20 protein-coding genes and 1 tRNA gene are annotated in these 18,531 nt (G+C 48.6%); 3 read left to right on the top strand and 18 right to left on the bottom strand.

The window, feature by feature from the left end:
* Positions 1-39 precede the first annotated feature (39 nt).
* The 5 genes from phnC to selB all read right to left on the bottom strand — a co-directional run bounded on the left by phnC (position 40) and on the right by selB (position 5,581).
* The gene (phnC, locus tag BM058_RS05505; RefSeq protein WP_090926025.1) at positions 40-789 is read right to left on the bottom strand and encodes a phosphonate ABC transporter ATP-binding protein; all 750 of its coding nucleotides are present in this window, start codon (positions 787-789) and stop codon (positions 40-42) included.
* A gap of 23 nt (positions 790-812) precedes the next feature.
* On the bottom strand, positions 813-1,574 hold the full coding sequence (phnE, locus tag BM058_RS05510) for a phosphonate ABC transporter, permease protein PhnE (RefSeq protein WP_090926026.1): 762 nt from the start codon (positions 1,572-1,574) through the stop codon (positions 813-815).
* 29 nt (positions 1,575-1,603) lie between these two features.
* Positions 1,604-2,530, bottom strand: a complete 927-nt coding sequence (gene phnD, locus BM058_RS05515) for a phosphate/phosphite/phosphonate ABC transporter substrate-binding protein (protein ID WP_090926027.1) — start codon at positions 2,528-2,530, stop codon at positions 1,604-1,606.
* Between the two features lie 125 nt (positions 2,531-2,655).
* A complete protein-coding gene (locus BM058_RS05520; RefSeq protein WP_177195444.1) occupies positions 2,656-3,681 on the bottom strand; it encodes a glycosyltransferase in 1,026 nt (341 codons plus the stop codon).
* Entirely contained in the window at positions 3,665-5,581 is a 1,917-nt protein-coding gene (gene selB / locus BM058_RS05525; protein ID WP_090926029.1) for a selenocysteine-specific translation elongation factor, read from the bottom strand. The genes BM058_RS05520 and selB overlap by 17 nt, the downstream gene beginning before the upstream one ends.
* Before the next feature lie 135 nt (positions 5,582-5,716).
* Here selB and BM058_RS05530 point away from each other — a divergent pair.
* A tRNA-Sec gene (locus BM058_RS05530) sits at positions 5,717-5,812 on the top strand.
* A 4-nt stretch (positions 5,813-5,816) separates the two neighbouring features.
* Here the strand turns inward: BM058_RS05530 and BM058_RS05535 are convergent.
* Complete coding sequence (locus BM058_RS05535) at positions 5,817-6,251, bottom strand: YueI family protein (RefSeq protein WP_090926030.1); 435 nt, start codon at positions 6,249-6,251, stop codon at positions 5,817-5,819.
* Positions 6,252-6,387: 136 nt separating this feature from the next.
* Between BM058_RS05535 and BM058_RS05540 the strand changes: the two genes are divergently transcribed.
* Positions 6,388-6,816 carry a DUF2621 domain-containing protein gene (locus BM058_RS05540; protein WP_090926106.1) on the top strand — a complete coding sequence of 143 codons (429 nt, stop codon included), beginning with the start codon at positions 6,388-6,390 and terminating at the stop codon, positions 6,814-6,816.
* 40 nt (positions 6,817-6,856) lie between these two features.
* On the opposite strand, the gene BM058_RS05545 is transcribed toward BM058_RS05540, so the two are convergent.
* The 7 genes from BM058_RS05545 to BM058_RS05575 all read right to left on the bottom strand — a co-directional run bounded on the left by BM058_RS05545 (position 6,857) and on the right by BM058_RS05575 (position 11,996).
* Positions 6,857-7,360: a CcdC family protein gene (locus BM058_RS05545; protein WP_090926031.1), complete on the bottom strand. Its 504-nt coding sequence runs from the start codon at positions 7,358-7,360 to the stop codon at positions 6,857-6,859.
* 184 nt (positions 7,361-7,544) lie between these two features.
* Entirely contained in the window at positions 7,545-7,769 is a 225-nt protein-coding gene (locus BM058_RS05550; RefSeq protein ID WP_026701153.1) for a YneF family protein, read from the bottom strand.
* A 118-nt stretch (positions 7,770-7,887) separates the two neighbouring features.
* Positions 7,888-8,316, bottom strand: a complete 429-nt coding sequence (sirA, locus tag BM058_RS05555; RefSeq protein ID WP_090926032.1) for a sporulation inhibitor of replication protein SirA — start codon at positions 8,314-8,316, stop codon at positions 7,888-7,890.
* Between the two features lie 228 nt (positions 8,317-8,544).
* On the bottom strand, positions 8,545-10,542 hold the full coding sequence (gene tkt / locus BM058_RS05560) for a transketolase (protein WP_090926033.1): 1,998 nt from the start codon (positions 10,540-10,542) through the stop codon (positions 8,545-8,547).
* Positions 10,543-10,739: 197 nt separating this feature from the next.
* Positions 10,740-10,979, bottom strand: a complete 240-nt coding sequence (locus BM058_RS05565) for a DUF896 domain-containing protein (RefSeq protein ID WP_090926034.1) — start codon at positions 10,977-10,979, stop codon at positions 10,740-10,742.
* A 131-nt stretch (positions 10,980-11,110) separates the two neighbouring features.
* Positions 11,111-11,785 (bottom strand): YneB family resolvase-like protein, encoded by a 675-nt coding sequence (locus BM058_RS05570; protein WP_090926035.1) that lies wholly within the window; start codon positions 11,783-11,785, stop codon positions 11,111-11,113.
* Between the two features lies 1 nt (position 11,786).
* Positions 11,787-11,996 (bottom strand): hypothetical protein, encoded by a 210-nt coding sequence (locus BM058_RS05575; protein ID WP_090926036.1) that lies wholly within the window; start codon positions 11,994-11,996, stop codon positions 11,787-11,789.
* A gap of 164 nt (positions 11,997-12,160) precedes the next feature.
* On the opposite strand from BM058_RS05575, the gene lexA reads away from it, so the two are divergent.
* Positions 12,161-12,784, top strand: a complete 624-nt coding sequence (lexA, locus tag BM058_RS05580; protein WP_090926037.1) for a transcriptional repressor LexA — start codon at positions 12,161-12,163, stop codon at positions 12,782-12,784.
* Between the two features lie 347 nt (positions 12,785-13,131).
* Here lexA and glnA read toward each other — a convergent pair whose 3' ends face one another.
* The 5 genes from glnA to BM058_RS05605 form a co-directional block, all read right to left on the bottom strand.
* A complete protein-coding gene (gene glnA / locus BM058_RS05585) occupies positions 13,132-14,478 on the bottom strand; it encodes a type I glutamate--ammonia ligase (RefSeq protein WP_090926038.1) in 1,347 nt (448 codons plus the stop codon).
* 74 nt (positions 14,479-14,552) lie between these two features.
* Positions 14,553-14,951, bottom strand: a complete 399-nt coding sequence (locus tag BM058_RS05590) for a MerR family transcriptional regulator (protein ID WP_090926039.1) — start codon at positions 14,949-14,951, stop codon at positions 14,553-14,555.
* A gap of 92 nt (positions 14,952-15,043) precedes the next feature.
* Positions 15,044-16,318, bottom strand: a complete 1,275-nt coding sequence (locus BM058_RS05595) for a methionine gamma-lyase family protein (protein WP_090926040.1) — start codon at positions 16,316-16,318, stop codon at positions 15,044-15,046.
* A 15-nt stretch (positions 16,319-16,333) separates the two neighbouring features.
* Positions 16,334-17,581: a GTPase HflX gene (hflX, locus tag BM058_RS05600; protein WP_090926041.1), complete on the bottom strand. Its 1,248-nt coding sequence runs from the start codon at positions 17,579-17,581 to the stop codon at positions 16,334-16,336.
* A gap of 13 nt (positions 17,582-17,594) precedes the next feature.
* Positions 17,595-18,500, bottom strand: a complete 906-nt coding sequence (locus BM058_RS05605; RefSeq protein ID WP_245736856.1) for an AAA family ATPase — start codon at positions 18,498-18,500, stop codon at positions 17,595-17,597.
* Positions 18,501-18,531: the final 31 nt, after the last annotated feature.

The following is an 18,531-nucleotide window of genomic DNA, read 5'->3' on the forward strand; positions in this document are numbered from 1 at the left end:
ATGGACATCGGTCTCTGGTGCCCAGTACAGTTTTTTTCTTCAAGCATGGATCGCTTTTCCATAAATCATTTCCAAATTACGGCTGTCCAGTTTATCCGGCGGGCCGTCATAAATCATTTCCCCGCCGACAAGCCCAATGACCCTTGTCGCAAAGGATTTGGCTAAAGCAACATCATGGACATTAATGAGCGACATCAATTGTTGTTTGTCATGTACGTCTTTCAGTATGCCAAACACTGACCGGGCCGTTCCCGGATCCAGGCTTGCCACCGGCTCATCTCCAAGAAACACCTCCGGTTCCTGCATAAGAGCGCGCGCAATACCAACGCGCTGTTTCTGTCCGCCGCTTAATGCTTCTACCCGGCGCCGGGCCATATCAACCAATCCCACTTTTTTGAGGACGCGTTCAGCTTTTTCCTTTTCCCTCTGACTGAAAAAGCCGGCGGCATTCAAAAATGCCCGGCGTTTTCCAAACAATCCCGTTAGTACATTCTGCTGTACCGTCAATCTTGGAATCAGATGAAAATGCTGAAAAATCATACCTGCCCGGCTGCGCCACGCCCGCTTTTGTGCTTCGGACATCTCATCTACATTTTCCCCCTGGATGAGTACCTGCCCGTATGTGACCGGCTGAAGCGCATTTATAGTACGGATTAATGTTGATTTGCCGGCACCGCTTGGGCCGAGAACGCACACAAACTCCCCGGGCTGAAGCGAGAGATTCACGCGGCTCACAGCCGGCTCCTCTGCTTTTGGGTAATATACTGTCACATCGTCCAGCTCAATCAATCCCATCCCTCTTTTCCATCAGGCTAAATAACACGTTTCCGGACAAAAGCCCCGAACAGGTCCACTGCGATAACAAGCACCATAATAAACAGGACTTCAACGGTCACAGCTGTGTAGTTAAAGCTGTTGAAATCATTAATCAGCTGCTGACCGATCCCGCCGCCTCCGATGAAACCAAGAATCAAAGACGTCCGGATCGCCACTTCAAACCGGTAGAAGTAATGTGATAAAACGTTTGGCCAGATTTGGGGGACCACCGCGAAAAGATTACCGATCCGCCGTCCGGATCCGACCGATTTCATTGCTTCCTGAGGGCCCGGATCAGCCGCTTCAATAAGCTCCGAAATCAGTTTGCCGAGAACACCTATATTGTGAAGCAGAATCGCAATCACCGCCGGAAACGGTCCAAGCCCGAGGACAACGACGAAGATAAGCCCGAACACAATTTCAGGAATAGACCTGAGAATCGACAGAAAAAAACGGAGCAGGTAATACAGAACCGGATTTGCGGCGGTATTTTTGGCTGCCGCAAAACTGAGCGGAACCGCAATCAAAAGTGCAAAAAACGTACCGAGAAATGCAATCGCAAGCGTTACCAGTGCCGGATCAATCAAATTCGGGGATATGTCCCAGGAAGGTGGATAAAACTGTTCGCGCACAAATGTAACAGCATTACCGAACTCCTGGAATTTGCTCCATTCAAATTCGGTTTTTTTCATACTCCACCAAGTAAACACGACAAGCAGAAGTCCGTATACCCACGCTCTTTTTTTTAACCAGGTCATTTCTTCTGCTCCTTTACATCATACGGCCGCTATTCTTCGACACTGTTCATGTTCAGCATGCCAAAGTCTGAAGCTGCCTGGGCAATATCTTCATAACTGCTGTGATCCGTTTCCACAAAGGCCGACGCGCCACCGAAGATGTCAAGAATCTGTTCATCTTCAATGGACGTAAAAGCGTCCTGAAACTGCTGTTTGAGCTCATCACTCATGCCGGACCGCGCCGCCCATGGGTACTGATAAATCTGATCCGACTGCCAGATTTTTTTTACATTACTCTCATCAATCGTACCTGCTTCTACAAGCTCATTGTAAATCGCACTGTCAATCGCACCGGCATCCACTTTATTATTTACTACGGCGTTGGCTGTCACATCGTGGGATCCGGTATAACGAACCGAGGCAAATTCATTGTTTTCCTCCGATTCAAAAACCCCGCGGTCCCTCAGCTCAAGGCCCGGCATTAACGAACCGGAAGTAGAAGATACACTGCCGAACGCAAAATTGACGTCACCCGGCTGCTCCAGCATTTCATCAAGACTGTTCCAAGGCTTGTCAACATGGGAGATAATATAGGAGTAGTAGTACGGCTTGCCGTCAATTTCCTGGGTGAGGATCGCTTCGGCCCCGCTTTCTTCATTGGCAATGACGTACGTGAGCGGACCTAAATAAGCAAGATCGATACGGCCGAAATTCAAGGCTTCCACCACCGCGTTATAGCTTGGATAGTGATCCACCGAGACACCGCTGTCCATCGACTCATTCAACGTGGTCTCAAGAGCATCCAGCCCGTCCTGCATTTCCCCTGCCGACTGGGCGGGGATCACAGCTACCTCCAATTGTTCACCGGAATCACTGCTGCTTGATCCCTCGTTTCCTGCTTCGCCTTCTGTTCCCCCGCCACATGCTCCCAGCATAAGCACAAACGAAGCAAATACTCCGATTAATGGCTTTTTCATTTTTTATGTACCCCCTGTTTTGGTATCTTTGTTTTCTCTATTCGGTCATCGAACAAGAACGCGCAGATAAAGTATCATTATTCAGGATATATGTAAAGAAATACGATGTGCCGGGGAATGGGTACTCACTGCCGGAGCGAATCATACAGCGCCGTGTACCTGGCCGCTTCTTCTTCCGGGTGATGGTACCGGACAGCGTATTTTTCGGCTCCCCCGGCAACCCGGCGGTACAATAAAGAATCCTGCATCAACGCATCAAGAATCTCCACGAAAGCTTCTGGTGATGAAAACAGCCAGCCGTTGCTGCCGGATTCTATAATGCTTTCATTGCCGCCATTTTTTCTCGCAAGAGCAGGAACCCCGAGAACCATACCTTCGAGCAGACTCATCGGCTGCCCCTCCGAAACTGAGGTGTTCAGCACGACATCCGCCCATTCATAAAATGCCTTCATACTCGTTCGTTTAACAGGCGGATGCCAGGAGAACCAGGGCAGCTCCGCTTCCATTTTCTCCACATTCTGCTGCACCTGTTCATCCATCCCCTCTCCTACGACCAGTAACTGAAGGCCCGGGAACCGGGAGATGTTCTCCTGCAGAGCGCCGCATACATAAAATATGTCTTTTACTGGCCGCAGACCGGCCGGAAGGAGTAGTTTCGGTGATCCTGCCGGTAAAAACCGGGGCGCTTCCGGCTCTCCTTCCGGCACATCCACAGCCTGGGGTATGACCGTCACTTTATCTGAAAGCCACGGAAAACCTTTCAGTATTTCCTGCTTTGCATCTTCGGTAAACACTGTTAACGCGCCGGCTCTCATCAGCAGCCATTCCATGTTCTGCTTTTTTTCGGTATCGTGCAGATCAATATTAATATCTGTCCCGCCGCTCGTTAATACAAGCGGCTGTTTGATATGCAGGCCGTACGCTTCCACAAATTCCGCGGTCCGCCGTACATGAAGGGCGTGCACAATATCTGCTTGTTCAAGCTTCTCATCCAATGGCTCTTCCTCTTCTTCAAACGCATGCACCAACACACGGTGCCCTGCTTGTTCCAGGTGGGTTTTCATGCGCTGAGCTGTGGCCGCGTTTCCTCTTCCGGTATAATAATACGGCGTCAAATAAAGAATCTCGAGCGGATCAGACATGGCTGTCATATAGGTTTCTCCAGACTCGTTGTTCTTCTTCCCATTTTGTCCATTTCTGTTCATCAAGCCACTCCAGAAAAGGAACGAGAAACTTTCTCGACACAGGCAGCACCTCTTTTGCCTGCTGCAAGGTAAAGGCCGCCGGATAGGCAGCATGAAGCATGTCCGCTGCCTCCTGCAGTTTCGAAACATCTCTTATATGCCTGTCATCCATGGATGAAGCCTCGCCGGACTGAAGAAGTGCATAGCGAAATTCGCTTCTCAAGTTTTCCGGTATCCCCTGTGCTTCCATGTATTCATCCCAAGGCTTCGGAGCGATGCCGTCCTGATGCCAGCTGCTTCGGGCCTGTTCCATTCTGCGTTCCCATCCTTTTGGATAGGAAGGAGTATGAGAAAAAGCTGCAACGTATTGTTTCTGCCGTGATATTTCCTTTTGTTCCACAGCTTCTTCCAAAAAACGTTCGGCGAGTTCCTTAGGCAGCTCCCCTGACGCAAAAAGAGAGAGCTCCTGTTTATTTTTCCCGATGCGGAGGGGGTATTGCTCGTGGAAAGTATGAAGCTCCGACAGCATGTCCCCGATGTATTCGTCATAAAGCTCCTGCAGAACCGTTTTTTTGTTATCATACGTTTTAGCCCGGCCCTTTTGAGACAGGTTTGCCACAACTGCCTCGGCATCTTCGTGCAGCAGTCCGGTTTCCTTTGCCAGCTGTTCGACGTTCAACCACTTATGCTCGCGGAGCGCTTCTTTCACGTGCTCTTCCGGAGTGCCCTGCTTTTCCTGCTCCAGCTTTTCGATAGACTCCCGGCCAAAACGCATTCGTTCAGCATTTGGATTCAGAACCCAGCCTCCTCCAATCGTTTCCATCGGGGAAGGCCTTCGTAAAATAAAACGATCCGCCCTTTTTGTTACGACCGGATCGTCCAGCACAAGCTGACATAACACTTCCTGTTTTCCGCCGGCATCCAGCGCATTCCGGTCAAAAAAAACGATTGTGCCGAACACCTCGGCCGTACCGAGGTGAAGTTTTACCTGGCCGCGCTGTTTCAGCGCATATACTGCTTCTTTTGAGGTATAAAGCACGACGTTCAACCGTGTGGTCGTTACGTAATGTTCCGCCGAGACAACAACGTCACCCCGCTTCAGCTCTTCTTTATCCACTCCACCCAGGTTCATGGCCAGGCGCTGACCTGCCATCCCTTTTGGTACGCGGACACCGTGACGCTGAAGCTGGCGGATCTTTCCTTTTTTTCGCAGGGGCAGCATCTGCACTATGTCTCCTTCTGCAATCTGACCTTCATACACTGTGCCGCGCACGATGGTTCCCTGCCCATGAACAGAAAACACTTGATCAATCGGCAGACGAAAAGCTCCTCTGGCGTCACGGACAACCAGACGGTCCAGCATATCCGTCATAACCGTCCGCGTCTGTTCTATACCGTTTCCGGTCATACTGTCGACAAATACCATTTCCGCCTGTTCAAAAGGAGTACCCTGCACCTCACTCCGGATATCCTCCCCGGCCAGTTCCAGAAGATCGTCCTCCACTTTATCTGCTTTTGTGACGGCAATCAGCCCCCCGGTTACGCCAAGAAGAGATAATATTTCAAGATGTTCTTTCGTCTGCGGCATAACGCCTTCATCTGCCGCAACTGTCAACACGACCGCATCAATACCCGCTACCCCGGCGATCATCTGCCGGATAAAACGTTCATGCCCCGGAACATCGATAATGGAAACTTCCATATCCTCTCTCAATTGGAGCGGGGCAAACCCGGGTTCTATCGAAACATTCCGCTCCTTTTCTTCTTTTAAACGGTCGGTGTCATAATTTGTAAGTGCTTTGGTCAGCGCCGTTTTCCCGTGATCAATATGTCCGGCCATCCCAATGGTATACATACGCTTTGCCATATCTATTCCCGCCTTTTTTCGGTCAAGCGCCTTCTTTATCTTTTATCTTACTACACGTAAAAAACCAACGAAAATGAAACGGAGTTGTTGCATTGTTTTTGAGGAAGGCGTAAAATACATCCCGTGTCGAAATACGGGGCCGGTTGCGATGCTGGTGCACGCCAAAGTCTTCAAAACTTCCGGGAGGCGCGTGACGTCTCCGCTGGGTTCGATTCCCAGACGGTCCCGCCATTTCTTATCCCAGACCGAACAGTTTTTTCCACCACGGTTTTTGCTCTTCCTCACGTCCCTGTTCTGTTTCGGTTTCCTCTACAAATATTTCTTCTTTGTGAACAGCTTCCCCTTTGGCAAGCACGAGCCCTATATCACTTTGTTTATCAAGAGACGTTATCCGCTGCGATTCCACCCCGTACGAGGAGGCCAGTTTCGTGTAGGCCGAAAGCGCTTTATACCCAAGCTTTCCGTTCACAACCATCACCGCATCAGGGTGGTCATGAAGCATCTGTTCCACTTCCGGAAATGTTCCTTTTTTCATCACCTGTTTTTTCGTCAACGCAAGCAGTACCCTTTCTCTGAATGTTCCCAGAAACCTGCGTTTTTCATCCGGTTTTAACTCCTTCGGACCATAAATACCTTCTTCCAGATAATCGTTCACATTTTTTTCAGCCATGATTCTCTCCTTTCTGCCGTTTTCAGTGTACCAGAAGTCCCGGTACGTATAATATAAAAATGAAAGCCCGGTCTATGTTTTTTAAAACTGTTTATGATAAAATATCGTTAGGATGAACGAAGACGAGGTGAAACAGATGCCTTCTGATATGTTTATGTGGTTTATTGTGGCTTGGTCGGTATTTTTAACGGTCATGATGTTTATCGGCGGGTATTTCATGTTTCGCAAATTTCTGCAAAGGCTCCCCAAAGAAGACGGCCGTTCCATCCTCGACTGGCAGGATCATTATCTCGAAAAAACCATCCATTTGTGGCCGCAGGATAAAAAAGACCTCCTGGAAGAATTGGTGGAACCGGTGCCGGAACTTTTCCGCGATACCGCCCGGGAGAAAATAGCCGGTAAGGTCGGGGAAATTGCACTTGAAGAGCGCGCCCGGCGGATTGATGAGGACCTGCTGATACGCGGGTACATTACGGCCACTCCGAAGCGGGATCATAAATTCCTTCGAAAGAAACTGGATGAAAAACAGATTGATGTATCCCCCTATGAACATTTATTTCTATAACCCGTGCGAAAGACCGCTCCAATCAAACGAAGCGGTCTTTTTAATGCGAATGCGCCGGAGCTTGTCTACTGCTCTGCAGCCTTTTTTTCTTTTCCACTTTTTTGAACTGAACGAGCATGAAAATGCGCCACGGAATAATCATGCCATAGGCAAGAATAAAGAACATCCCCGCCAGCTCCTCCACGTTAATAGCATCTCCTATCAGCAGCTTAAACACGATTCTTGCTGCGAGCAGCGTGAAAAGAAGAAACACAAACGCTTTGGAACGGACCATGTAAATGTCACTGTCCCGTATTTCAAAACGGGAGGTTTTCATGAGAAGCAGGGAGAAAACGACCCCGACACTGAATGCTTCAAAAATCTGCGAAGGTTCGAGCCTGGTCGGTTCGTATACAAACATAAGAAAACCAGTGGACATGAAAAATGGCGGAAGTATGATTTTTTTTACCGTTGCCGGTCTCTTGATGGCTTTCATGCGGATAAAAATGGCGGCTAGTGCCACCATCGCAGCCCCGGCAGTGGATAACAGCAGCATGGCATTCATAATTAAGGCCAACTCCCATTCCCTGACTGCCAAAGCAGCAGGGTTATCTACTACATGTCATTATTTCCATGATACAACGAAAAAAAGCCGGGATGCAATCTCATCCCGGAAAAACCTCAAGCAGAGGCTGCTTTCCCGGCAGCCGTTTTATACCGTCTGCGTCCGGAAAAGCAGCCTTATTGAGCTATTTTTTATCCTGTTGTTTCTGCATAGCTTTCATCATTTGATTTATCTTCTTCTGTGATGGGTTTTGTCCCATCTGCATCATCATGACCCGGAGCATCTGCTCATTAATGGGTGGATTCTTCTTTAAGTAATTCATCATTGTTTTGCGGGCGATAAAAAACCCTAATGCAGCACCCGCCAATAAACAAAGAACACCGACGAGTACAAACCAAAGCCAGTCCATCCCGTTCATTTCCTCCTTCTACTACGTTACAGCGATACGTATATCATCATTACAATAATTCACCTTCATAATTATAACGTATCCCCGGACTGTTGGAAAGAGAAACTCCTTTTTTTGCTCATAAAACGGAATATACTTTAAGTGGCTTAAGCCATCCATACGTCTGTTTTTTCATATTTACCGCAAAGAAGTAAGGAGAAATTTTCTTGAAGCAGTCAAACACCTGCCACTCTTCTCTGGCATCTCCGGCATGATTAAAAATAATCTGCCGGTCGTCCAGAAAAATCGTGCTGCCGGTTTGCGCCCGCGTGTAAGCGTCACGGTTTTTTTTCAGAAACCCTGCTTTTTGCAAATCTTCATCGAGTGAATGGATGAAGTATGGATACAACAGAGGCTCGGTGATATAGTAAATCTGTTTTTCCAGAAGTGGGCGCGCCCATTCATAAGCCTGATGGTAATCGAGAAATAAACGGTAAAGCTTGTCCTCGGCCTGGTAATATTGAAGCGCCACTTCTTTTGTAATGATAATCAGTTGATATCTTGTCATGGATATGCACTCCTTTCACCTCTTATCGGGAGCAGCGGCTGGTGTGATGTACAAGACCAGCATAACCAATAATGCGTGAAAGACCTGTCATTTTCTGAATATAAAAACAACTTTTTTTGTCGAATACCTCTTTTTTCTCGACGTAACGAAAGGACCTATTGTCAAAATAAAAAAAAAAGACTGCCCTTCTCTGGAATGTCCGTCCAGAAAAAGACAGTCTCTTTGTCATCACTTGGAATCAAGAAGGGTTTTCACCCGGGCCGTGACGTTTTCGACCGTGAATCCAAAATTCTCGATGTTGACATCACCTGGTGCTGATGCACCAAAACGGTCAATACCGAGCACGCCTCCGTAAGCTCCTGTGTATTTATACCAGCCGTGGGAAGCCCCCATTTCAACAGCCAGCGCCGGCACGCCTTCCGGAAGTACCTCACGCTGATAGGAGACAGGCTGTTGATCAAAGGCATGCCAGCTCGGCATGCTGATCACATTCGCCTGAACGCCCTCTTTCTCCAGTGCCTGTGCCGCCTTCAATACAAGGGATACTTCCGATCCGGAAGCAAGAAGTAATACGTCGGGGCTCGCGTTGGTTTCAGCGAGAATATAAGCCCCTTTTCTGACACCGTCTTCCGCATTTTCAGCCGTGCCGGGCAGTGTAGGCACACCCTGCCTTGTCAGCACCAGCGCTGTCGGAGTGTGGGTGCTCTGCAGAGCCGCCTTCCATGCAGCGACCGTTTCATTTCCGTCTGCCGGACGAATCACGTTTAGATTCGGAATGGCACGAAGAGAAGATGTCTGCTCAATCGGTTCATGGGTCGGACCATCTTCTCCGACGGCAATGCTGTCATGGGTGAATACGTACGTGACCGGGAGTTCCATTAAAGCGCTGAGACGCAGAGCGGGACGCAGATAATCCGAGAACACCAAGAACGTGGAAACATACGGATGAACACCGCCGTGGAGCTTCAGTCCATTTCCTGCTGCTGCCATGGCGAACTCACGTACACCGAACCAGATATTACGTCCCCGGTAATTATCTCTGCTGAAATCCGTTTCTTCCTTAATCAGCGTTTTGTTGGAGCCGGAAAGGTCGGCCGAACCGCCGAACAACGAAGGCACCGATTTTGACAATGCCTGAAGTGCCTCCCCGGACACTGCACGTGTTGCCGCTTTTTCATCTGTGTAGACAGGAAGATGCTGTGCCCAGTCCTCTGGAAGGTCTCCTTGAACAGCAAGTCGGAACTGTTCTGCAAGCTCTGGATATGTTTCTTTATATTTATTAAACAGCTTGTTCCATTCTTTCTCTTTTTCTGCTCCTTTTGCTTTCAGACCGGCAAAGTGTTCTGTTACTTCCGGAGGAATATAAAAAGAATCTTCATAGGACCATTTATAGGAGTCCTTTGCAAGTTTCACTTCATCTTCCCCTAGCGGAGCTCCGTGGGCCGCACTTGAACCGCCTTTGTTCGGGGCACCAAAACCAATTTCCGTTTTCACTTCAATAAGGGATGGGCGGTCACTGTCTTTTGCTTCCTGCAATGCTTTTTCAATACTTGCCAGATCCGTGCCGTCTTCAACGAAAACGGTGTGCCAGCCGTAAGCTTCATACCGCTTCAGAACATCTTCTGAAAAAGCCTGATGAAGATCTCCGTCCAGGGATACATCGTTGGAGTCATACATGAGAATAAGACGGCTTAACTGCAGGTGGCCTGCAAGCGAAGCCGATTCAGCAGATATGCCTTCCATCAGATCCCCGTCGCCGCATAAAACGTACGTGTAATGATCGACAAGGGGGAAATCCTGGGTATTATAAGTTGCTGCAAGCTGACGTTCTGCCATCGCCATTCCGACAGCCATACCGATACCCTGTCCAAGCGGACCGGTAGTCGCTTCCACTCCCGGGGTGTCGCCAAACTCCGGATGGCCTGGTGTTTTACTGCCCCACTGCCGGAAATTTTTGAGTTCCTCCAGCGGAAGATCATAGCCTGAGAGATGAAGAAGGCTGTACAAAAGCATAGAACCGTGACCTGCCGACAACACGAAACGGTCTCTGTTAAACCAGTCCGGGTTGTCCGGATTATGGTTCATAAATGTGGACCAGAGTTTATACGCCATCGGTGCCGCCCCCATCGGGAGACCGGGATGGCCTGAGTTTGCTTTTTCCACGCTGTCTATCGATAGGGTTCGTATCGTATTGACGGCGAGTTCTTCTACATTGTTTGCGCTCATTATGTTCCCTGCCTTTCTTTTCGGAAAACGTTATATGTATATTGTACCTCTTCTATTATCATAAATGTAAATGCCCGAATGCACAAGCCTGGACAAAACACCAATGATAGGAGGAACCTTAAAAAACCCTGATGAATGAAGCAGCTCATCAGGGTTTTACAATTTTGTAATCTATAAGCAGTTGAAAGACTTTGCTGTTAACTGCGGTAATGAGGATTGTTTCGTTTCGCTTTTTCCAGTTTCTGAGGCGTGACATCGTCCCCTTCGGGATCCACCACTTTAACAGACTGCAGCTGACTTTTGAACGAGGAACGGAATTTCGCCAGGTATTCATTACGAAGTTCATGCTGCTCGTTTTCTTCCTGCTCTGTCAATCCTGTCGTTTTGGACCGGCGGGCCAGTTCATTTATCCGGTCAATCTTTTCCTGAGAAAGCATAGGCCTAGATTACCCTCCCTTTGCTCCTTAATCATTCCACATTCAATGTAAATCAGAACGTTTTGAAATGCAAACGAATCTGCTTACAGTGAGGGTGCATGAAAAGCAGTCCACTATACTGAAAAGCACGTTTATTCCATTTCCTCCTGATTCGATTCATATGTATGCCGCCCCTCGATATACTCTTTATATCTCCGGTGGACGGTTGCTTTTGATACAGAGTAACCAAGTCCCCGCAGCGTGGCGGCAATATCGTAAAAAGGAAGCTGCCGGCTGCGCAGCCGGATAATCTCTTCAAGCGGCGCTTCGATTTTCTTTCTTCCTCCGCCGCCGCTTTCCGGAAGGTTGTCCTCCGGATGATAGCCGGATTCCACTGCGCGCTTCATCCCGCGCTTTATCTTTAAATTGTGAAGCCGCCGCTGCTGTTCTTCCACCATGGACAAAATATCCATCAGCATGGTGTCATTGTCCGACAGCTGCAGTCTTCCTTCATCCCGTATAGTATAAACCGGCACATTCAGCGCGGACAATTGGTGCAAAAGGGCAATCTTTGCATTTCCGCGGCCCAGCCTCGTCTCGTCCTGAACGCAGAGAACATCTGCTTCACCCGCGCTGAACAGGTCCATCATGTCAAGCAGCCCGTCCCTTTCAAGAGTATAGCCCCCAGCTTCCTCCTTAATCGTCTGCCGGATATGAAACCCATTATTCTGCGCCAGCTGAAACAGTTCTTCCTCCTGACGTTTCAGGGAGGTCTGCTGAGTCTCTTTCGTAGTACTGACGCGGCAGTATATCATGCAGCTTGTCATATTATTCCTTCGCTTTCTCTTCGTAATTTACCGTCCAGTCATAACTAAGTATATCAGACGGCTCCTCCTGTTTTACAGTATCGGCATATCCACCCGTCTCCTCCGTCGTCTGCGACCATTCCACCACAGCAATCAGCGTAATAATAGAAAGAATAAACAGCAGCAGAATCATCCATTCCTGTAAGCTGATCCGTTTCCATCCAAAATTCATTTCGACCCCTCCAACTATGAGAATATCTGTTCTGCCTTCAACTAATATCAGTATATAAAAGAACTATTGTTCCCGTCAAGGAAAAATTAGAACGGGTGTTTGCGGACGTATGTTTTCCATGATATAATAAACACAATAAATTTATGGAAAAAGAGGTGCAGCCTATGCCTAAGCTTTCAAAAAGACAACAGCAGATTCTCGACTATATAAAAGATGAAGTAAAACTGAAGGGCTATCCTCCTTCCGTCCGGGAAATAGGTGAGTCGGTCGGACTTGCTTCAAGCTCCACCGTCCACGGCCATCTTGCCAGACTGGAAAACAAAGGTTATATACGCCGCGACCCGACGAAACCGCGGGCTATTGAAGTTCTTGAACTGGAAGATGACAATGTATCCATATCTGAAAGTCAGGCGGTCTACGTTCCGGTTCTCGGGAAAGTCACGGCCGGGGAGCCGATTACAGCGGTGGAAAACATTGATGAGTATATTCCTCTACCTGATCGTATGGTTTCCGATGAAAAAGTATTCGTCCTGACAATTGAAGGGGACAGCATGATCGAAGCCGGGATTTATGACGGGGACATGGTTATCGTAAAACAGCAGCAGACAGCTGATAACGGAGATATTATCGTCGCGATGACAGAAGAGCTTGAAGCGACAGTGAAACGGTTCTACAAAGAAGATAATTATATCCGTCTCCAGCCGGAAAATGCTGCAATGGAACCTATTATTCTTGATAACTGTACTATTCTCGGAAAAGTATCCGGCGTATTCCGCAACCTGCATTAATACTTATACCGCCGGATGGAATCATTTATCACGCAGCAGTCAGGCCCCGTTCCACATTTTTGTGGAACGGGGCCTGTCTTATACACCTCAATCACTTTACCACCCCCCTTTTTTCTTCCATCAGCCAAAACCAAACATAAATGAAAAGTCCGTAGAAAACGAGTGCTTTTTTCTTTGGTTCCCGGGGTTTTTGTATCGATTTCATTCTATATGGATTCCAAAGCGTTCCTTCCTTTTCTCTATTAGATCCCACGCATTTACCCATCAATATGCGCTCATACCAGCTCACTCAGCACTCAAACACAGAAAACCCCTGCCACCACATTGGTGACAGGGGTTTATACGTTTTAGTACGTGGAAAGGAACTGCTCTCTTTCCCAAGGATGAACCTGGGAGCGGAACATATCCCATTCAATTTCTTTTGCTTCGGCAAAGTGCTCGATGGCATGGGAGCCGATAGCGTTGACGAGTGTTTCATCGCCGAGAAGGTTATCAAGTGCAGCGCGCAGATCTCCCGGGAGATCCTTGATTCCTTCTTCTTCCCGTTCTTCTCTCGTCATAACGTAAATGTTGCGGTCTGTCGGTTCCGGAGCGCTGAGTTTGCGCTTGATGCCGTCAAGTCCGGCTGCAAGCATGGAAGCCATAGCAAGGTATGGGTTGGCCGACGGGTCCGGACTTCTTACTTCAATACGCGTGCTCATGCCGCGGGAAGATGGAATCCGGACGAGCGGACTTCTGTTTCGAAGCGACCATGCAACATATACAGGAGCCTCAAAGCCTGGCACAAGACGCTTGTAGGAGTTAACAATCGGATTCGTAAGTGCAGTAAAAGCCTGAGCATGCTCAAGGATGCCGGCGAGGAACTGCATAGCTGTTTCACTGAGCTGGGAATCGGTTTTCTTGTCATAAAACGCGTTTTCCTTGCCTTTGAAAAGGGACATGTTGCAGTGCATACCGGAGCCGTTCACGCCAAACAGCGGTTTTGGCATAAAGGTTGCGTGCAGTCCGTGTTTTCTTGCGATTGTCTTAACAACCAGCTTAAACGTCTGGATATTGTCACACGTCGTTACAGCATCTGCATATTTGAAGTCAATCTCATGCTGTCCCGGTGCCACTTCGTGGTGCGACGCTTCGATTTCAAATCCCATGTCTTCGAGTTCAAGAACGATATCGCGGCGGCAGTTTTCCCCGAGGTCGGTCGGAGCAAGGTCGAAGTAACCGCCTTTGTCGTTGAGTTCCATGGTAGGCTCGCCGTTTTCATCGTTTTTGAAAAGGAAGAATTCCGGCTCCGGTCCAATATTGAAGTCTGTATAACCGAGGTTCTCCGCTTCTTTCAGCACGCGTTTCAACACACCGCGCGGATCTCCTTCAAACGGCTTCGGTTCTTCGCCGGGAGCGCCTGGTTCATATATGTCGCAGATGAGACGTGCCACTTTGCCTTTTTCCGGAGTCCACGGGAACACAACCCATGTTTCAAGATCCGGGTATAAGTACATGTCGGATTCTTCGATGCGGACGAAACCTTCAATGGAGGATCCGTCGAACATCATCAGGTTGTCCAGCGCTTTATCAAGCTGGTCGTACGGGATCTCCACGTTCTTGATAATCCCCTGGAGATCGGTGAACTGCAGACGAATAAATTTTACGTTTTCTTCCTCAGCCATTCTCATAATGTCTTTTTTTGTAGTGGCCATGACGTAATCTCCTCTCTTGTAGATAAAATGAATATGAAATCCTCCGCCGGACGGCAGAAGAAGGTTCATCAAAACTAATGAAAAAATCGTGAAAGCTGTCCCTGAATCATAGAGGACCTGCCCTGGGATCCAGCCATCATCACTTCTTTCTGCAGATGGCGCCTCAGTTCTTTGTCACTCATGCTTTCGGTGTTTTTAAGCGCCGGCGCAGGTTTCTTCTGTTCTTGTTCAACCCGGAGTTCGAAAATTTCCCTGATACCGGAAATATTCACTCCCCGTTCGATCAGGCTTTTAATCTCGAGCAGTTTATCGACATCATTGAAAGAAAACTGGCGCTGGTTTCCTTCCGAACGGGAGGGATGAACCAATCCATTTTCTTCATAATACCGAATCTGCCTGGCCGACAGCTCTGTCAGTTTTTTCACAATACTTATAGGAAATAAAGGCATGTTCCGCCGGATATGATCATTCATCTGGCTGCCTCCTTTCCTCATTTAAGTTATGTTTATCTTACACGATGTAAGGTTTTTAGTCAATGACATGTTAACTATTTTTACATGAAAAATCACATATCCGATTCTGCCGGGAGTGTAATCAGTTTTTCCTGAAGCAGCGTCTCGATTCCGTGTGTCACCGCATAAATGACATGGGCGGCGGTCAGACCACCCTGCACGTAAGCCCGGTACGGCGGACGCAGCGGTCCGTCTGCTGTCAGTTCAATGCTCGACCCTTGAATAAACGTTCCGGCAGCCATGATGACGTCATCGGCGTATCCGGGCATCGGTGACGGCTGGGGCTGCACCATCGCATCCACCGGTGATGCTTCCTGCACCGCCTGGCAGAACCGGACCATTCTCTGTTTTTCTTTAAATTCCACAGCCTGCACGATATCGGTCCGTGCTTCGCTGGTTGAAGGGAACGTTTTTAACCCGGTCTGTTCAAAAAGAGCAGAGGTGAACAACGCTCCTTTCAGTGCTTGTCCGACAACGTGCGGCGCCATAAACAGTCCCTGATACATCTCAGGAAGGGTGTTGAACATGGCTCCGCCCTCAAGACCAATTCCCGGCGCGGCAAAACGTGACGATGCCTGTTCCACAAGCGGCTGCGCCCCCGCGATATAGCCGCCGCTTCGGACGATGCCGCCTCCAGGGTTTTTTATTAAAGAGCCGGCAATCAGGTCTGCACCGGCATGACCCGGCTCCTCTTCTTCGGCAAACTCGCCGTAGCAGTTATCCACAAACACAATAATATCCGGACGGTGCGCTTTGAGGCGGGAAATGGTGTCTTTTAGTTTCGTTATCGACAGAGACGGCCGGTCATCATATCCTTTGGAGCGCTGCAGCGCGACGACTTTCGTATTCTTCTCGAGACACGAAAGCAGGATCTCCGGGTCAGGAACCCCATTCTTATCAAGTGGTGCAATCGAGCATTCCATCCCGTACTCTTTCATCGTTCCTGCTTCTTCATTATTCAGCCCGACTGCCGTCTGAAGGGTATCATACGGCGCTCCTGCATAAAGAAGGTGGTCACCGGGGCGTAGTACTCCAAACAACGCAGCGGTAATGGCGTGCGTTCCCGAAATGAAATGGGGCCGCACGATGGCCGCTTCGGTTCCAAATACATCGGCATATATATTATCCAGTGTTTCCCGTCCGATATCATCGTACCCGTATCCACTTGATGCCTGCTGTATATGAACAGAAGACGCCTTATGTTTATGAAAAATCTGAAGCAGGCGGCGCTGATTGGCTTCCGCCGTTCTTTCCACCGCCCTATACCCTGGTGCCGCTGTTTTTTCCGCCTGTTCACGCAGAACATTCACTTTATCCGTTACAAACATGGTATGGTTTCCTTTCTATTTTTTCCATTGCTGAAGTGTCCCCTGGACCGGATGATCCAAAAAGGCAGACCCGGTAAAGATTACGTACCGGCTGTCATCACTCATCTCTTCTGTATCAACCATCGTTAACCGCTGAATATCGGCAATGGCTTTCCCTTCTTCTACGGGCACTTTCACTTTGTAATACTGCATTTGTTCCCTGAGCGTCTTCTCCATCAGATGCCGCAGGGAATCGACATCCTCTTCTTCAAGGGCCGACATATAAATAAACGGATGCTTCGATGCGGTCGTTACGTAATTTCCATTCATCTCATCCGCCTTGTTAAAAATGGTGATCGCCGGAATCGTATGGGCATCCAGTTCTTCAAGCAGCTTGTCCACAGTGTCAATATGGTCGTCCGCCGAAGGATCGGAGGCATCGACAACATGAATAAGCACATCTGCTTCTTTCACCTCTTCGAGTGTAGAGCGGAACGCTGCGATAAGTGTAGTGGGAAGATTCCTTATAAAACCAACCGTATCTGTAAGCAGCACCGGGTAGCCGGAGGGCAGCTGCGTCTGCCGGGTCAGCGGATCCAGTGTTGCAAAAAGCAGATCCTCCTTAAACGTCTCCGCACCGGAAAGGCTGCTTAACAGTGTCGACTTGCCGGCGTTTGTGTAACCAACGAGGGCAAACTGAACAGCTTTATTTCTTCGGCGCTGTTTCCGGTAGTTTTCCCGTTGCTCTTTCACTTCCTGCAGCCGGGCTTTTAAATCATCCATTCGTTTCAATAAATACCGCCGGTCCGTTTCCAGTTTTGTCTCACCGGGACCGCGTGTTCCGATACCTCCTCCAAGCCTGGAGAAAGATTCTCCCTGCCCGGCAAGCCTGGGAAGAAGGTATGAAAGTTGAGCGAGTTCCACCTGAATCTTCCCTTCTTTGGTATGGGCCCGCCCGGCAAAAATATCGAGAATCAGTTGTGTCCGGTCGATGACACGGACCGGAATTTCCCGGTCCAAATTCCGGATCTGCCCCGGGGATAACTCATCATTAAACACAACCAAATCCGCTTCCTGCTCTTCGACCGCATGATTGATTTCTTCAATTTTCCCTTTTCCGATAAACGTGGCCGGATCCGGTTTTTGTCTTGCCTGGATAAAGCGTTCCTGCACCTGCCCGTTGACGGTATGAACAAGGGCGGTTAATTCTTCCAGACTTTTCTCCAAATCCTCTTCCGAAACACCCGGAAATCGACATCCGGCTGTTATTACTTTTTCAGTCATTTCTTTACTCCTTTCATGCATCGGGCATATCTACTTCTTCGAGTGTCATCAGTGCGTGTTTATTCATCGTTACCGGTTCTTCCAGAAGACGAAGGGCATGGCGGCGGATGATGCGTTCCACCAAGTTTCTCACGTATCGGCCATTTTGACGAAAATCCGCTTCCCGCAGCATCTGAAAATGACGGGACAATTTCTGCCGCATTCGAGCTGTAGGCTGATACTGCTTTTCCTCCATCAGCTGTTCCGTCAGTGTAAGCATATCAGCTCCGGAAAAATCACGGAATGAAAGCGTATTGGGAAATCTTGAGGGCAGACCGGGATTCAGCTTTAAAAACTGTTTCATTTCATCAGGGTACCCAGCCAGAATCAAAACAAATTTATGCTGCCTGTCTTCCATTGCTTTTACAAGGGCATCAACGGCTTCCCTGCCGAAGTCTTTTTCACCGCCCCGTGCCAGCGAATAAGCTTCATCAATGAATAGAATGCCTCCTTCCGCTTTTTTTACGATATCTTTTGTTTTTTGTGCCGTCTGGCCGATATATTCCCCTACAAGATCCGCCCGGTCCGCTTCAATAAAGTGACCTTCTTCCAGAACATTCATATCTTTGAGCATGGAGGCCATAATCCGGGCAACTGTCGTTTTTCCTGTGCCTGGGTTTCCTGTGAAAAGCATATGGTAATTCTGGGGGGATATCGTCATCCCTAATTTTCTTCTGCATTCATTCACATAGACGAGCGCATACATTTCCCGGATAAAGGTCTTCACCGGATCCATCCCGATCATGCCGCTGATCCGCTTTTCTGCTTTTAACAGAGGATAATGCGTCGTCTCCGAAAAGCCTTCCCGTCTTTCGGCCGGTTCTATATTTTCCTGATTCAGCTGTATTTGTATTTTCCTGCTGTCTTTCATCTGTACCATCACAGTCATCCCCTCTTTCTGAGCACAATAT

This window comes from Salibacterium qingdaonense (assembly GCF_900114715.1).
In the GTDB taxonomy this organism is placed as follows: Bacteria; Bacillota; Bacilli; order Bacillales; family Marinococcaceae; genus Salibacterium; species Salibacterium qingdaonense.

Excerpts from the sequence above, each read along its gene's own strand:
- BM058_RS05590 (WP_090926039.1), bottom strand. The coding sequence starts at position 14,951 with ATGAATGATCATATCCGGCGGAACATGCCTTTATTTCCTATAAGTATT.
- BM058_RS05540 (WP_090926106.1), top strand. The coding sequence starts at position 6,388 with ATGCCTTCTGATATGTTTATGTGGTTTATTGTGGCTTGGTCGGTATTT.
- BM058_RS05520 (WP_177195444.1), bottom strand. The coding sequence starts at position 3,681 with ATGACAGCCATGTCTGATCCGCTCGAGATTCTTTATTTGACGCCGTAT.
- phnD (WP_090926027.1), bottom strand. The coding sequence starts at position 2,530 with ATGAAAAAGCCATTAATCGGAGTATTTGCTTCGTTTGTGCTTATGCTG.
- BM058_RS05570 (WP_090926035.1), bottom strand. The coding sequence starts at position 11,785 with ATGACAAGCTGCATGATATACTGCCGCGTCAGTACTACGAAAGAGACT.
- tkt (WP_090926033.1), bottom strand. The coding sequence starts at position 10,542 with ATGAGCGCAAACAATGTAGAAGAACTCGCCGTCAATACGATACGAACC.
- hflX (WP_090926041.1), bottom strand. The coding sequence starts at position 17,581 with ATGACTGAAAAAGTAATAACAGCCGGATGTCGATTTCCGGGTGTTTCG.
- BM058_RS05565 (WP_090926034.1), bottom strand. The coding sequence starts at position 10,979 with ATGCTTTCTCAGGAAAAGATTGACCGGATAAATGAACTGGCCCGCCGG.
- BM058_RS05545 (WP_090926031.1), bottom strand. The coding sequence starts at position 7,360 with ATGAATGCCATGCTGCTGTTATCCACTGCCGGGGCTGCGATGGTGGCA.
- BM058_RS05535 (WP_090926030.1), bottom strand. The coding sequence starts at position 6,251 with ATGGCTGAAAAAAATGTGAACGATTATCTGGAAGAAGGTATTTATGGT.
- glnA (WP_090926038.1), bottom strand. The coding sequence starts at position 14,478 with ATGGCCACTACAAAAAAAGACATTATGAGAATGGCTGAGGAAGAAAAC.
- sirA (WP_090926032.1), bottom strand. The coding sequence starts at position 8,316 with ATGACAAGATATCAACTGATTATCATTACAAAAGAAGTGGCGCTTCAA.
- selB (WP_090926029.1), bottom strand. The coding sequence starts at position 5,581 with ATGGCAAAGCGTATGTATACCATTGGGATGGCCGGACATATTGATCAC.
- BM058_RS05575 (WP_090926036.1), bottom strand. The coding sequence starts at position 11,996 with ATGAATTTTGGATGGAAACGGATCAGCTTACAGGAATGGATGATTCTG.
- BM058_RS05595 (WP_090926040.1), bottom strand. The coding sequence starts at position 16,318 with ATGTTTGTAACGGATAAAGTGAATGTTCTGCGTGAACAGGCGGAAAAA.
- BM058_RS05550 (WP_026701153.1), bottom strand. The coding sequence starts at position 7,769 with ATGGACTGGCTTTGGTTTGTACTCGTCGGTGTTCTTTGTTTATTGGCG.
- lexA (WP_090926037.1), top strand. The coding sequence starts at position 12,161 with ATGCCTAAGCTTTCAAAAAGACAACAGCAGATTCTCGACTATATAAAA.
- BM058_RS05605 (WP_245736856.1), bottom strand. The coding sequence starts at position 18,500 with ATGGTACAGATGAAAGACAGCAGGAAAATACAAATACAGCTGAATCAG.
- phnE (WP_090926026.1), bottom strand. The coding sequence starts at position 1,574 with ATGACCTGGTTAAAAAAAAGAGCGTGGGTATACGGACTTCTGCTTGTC.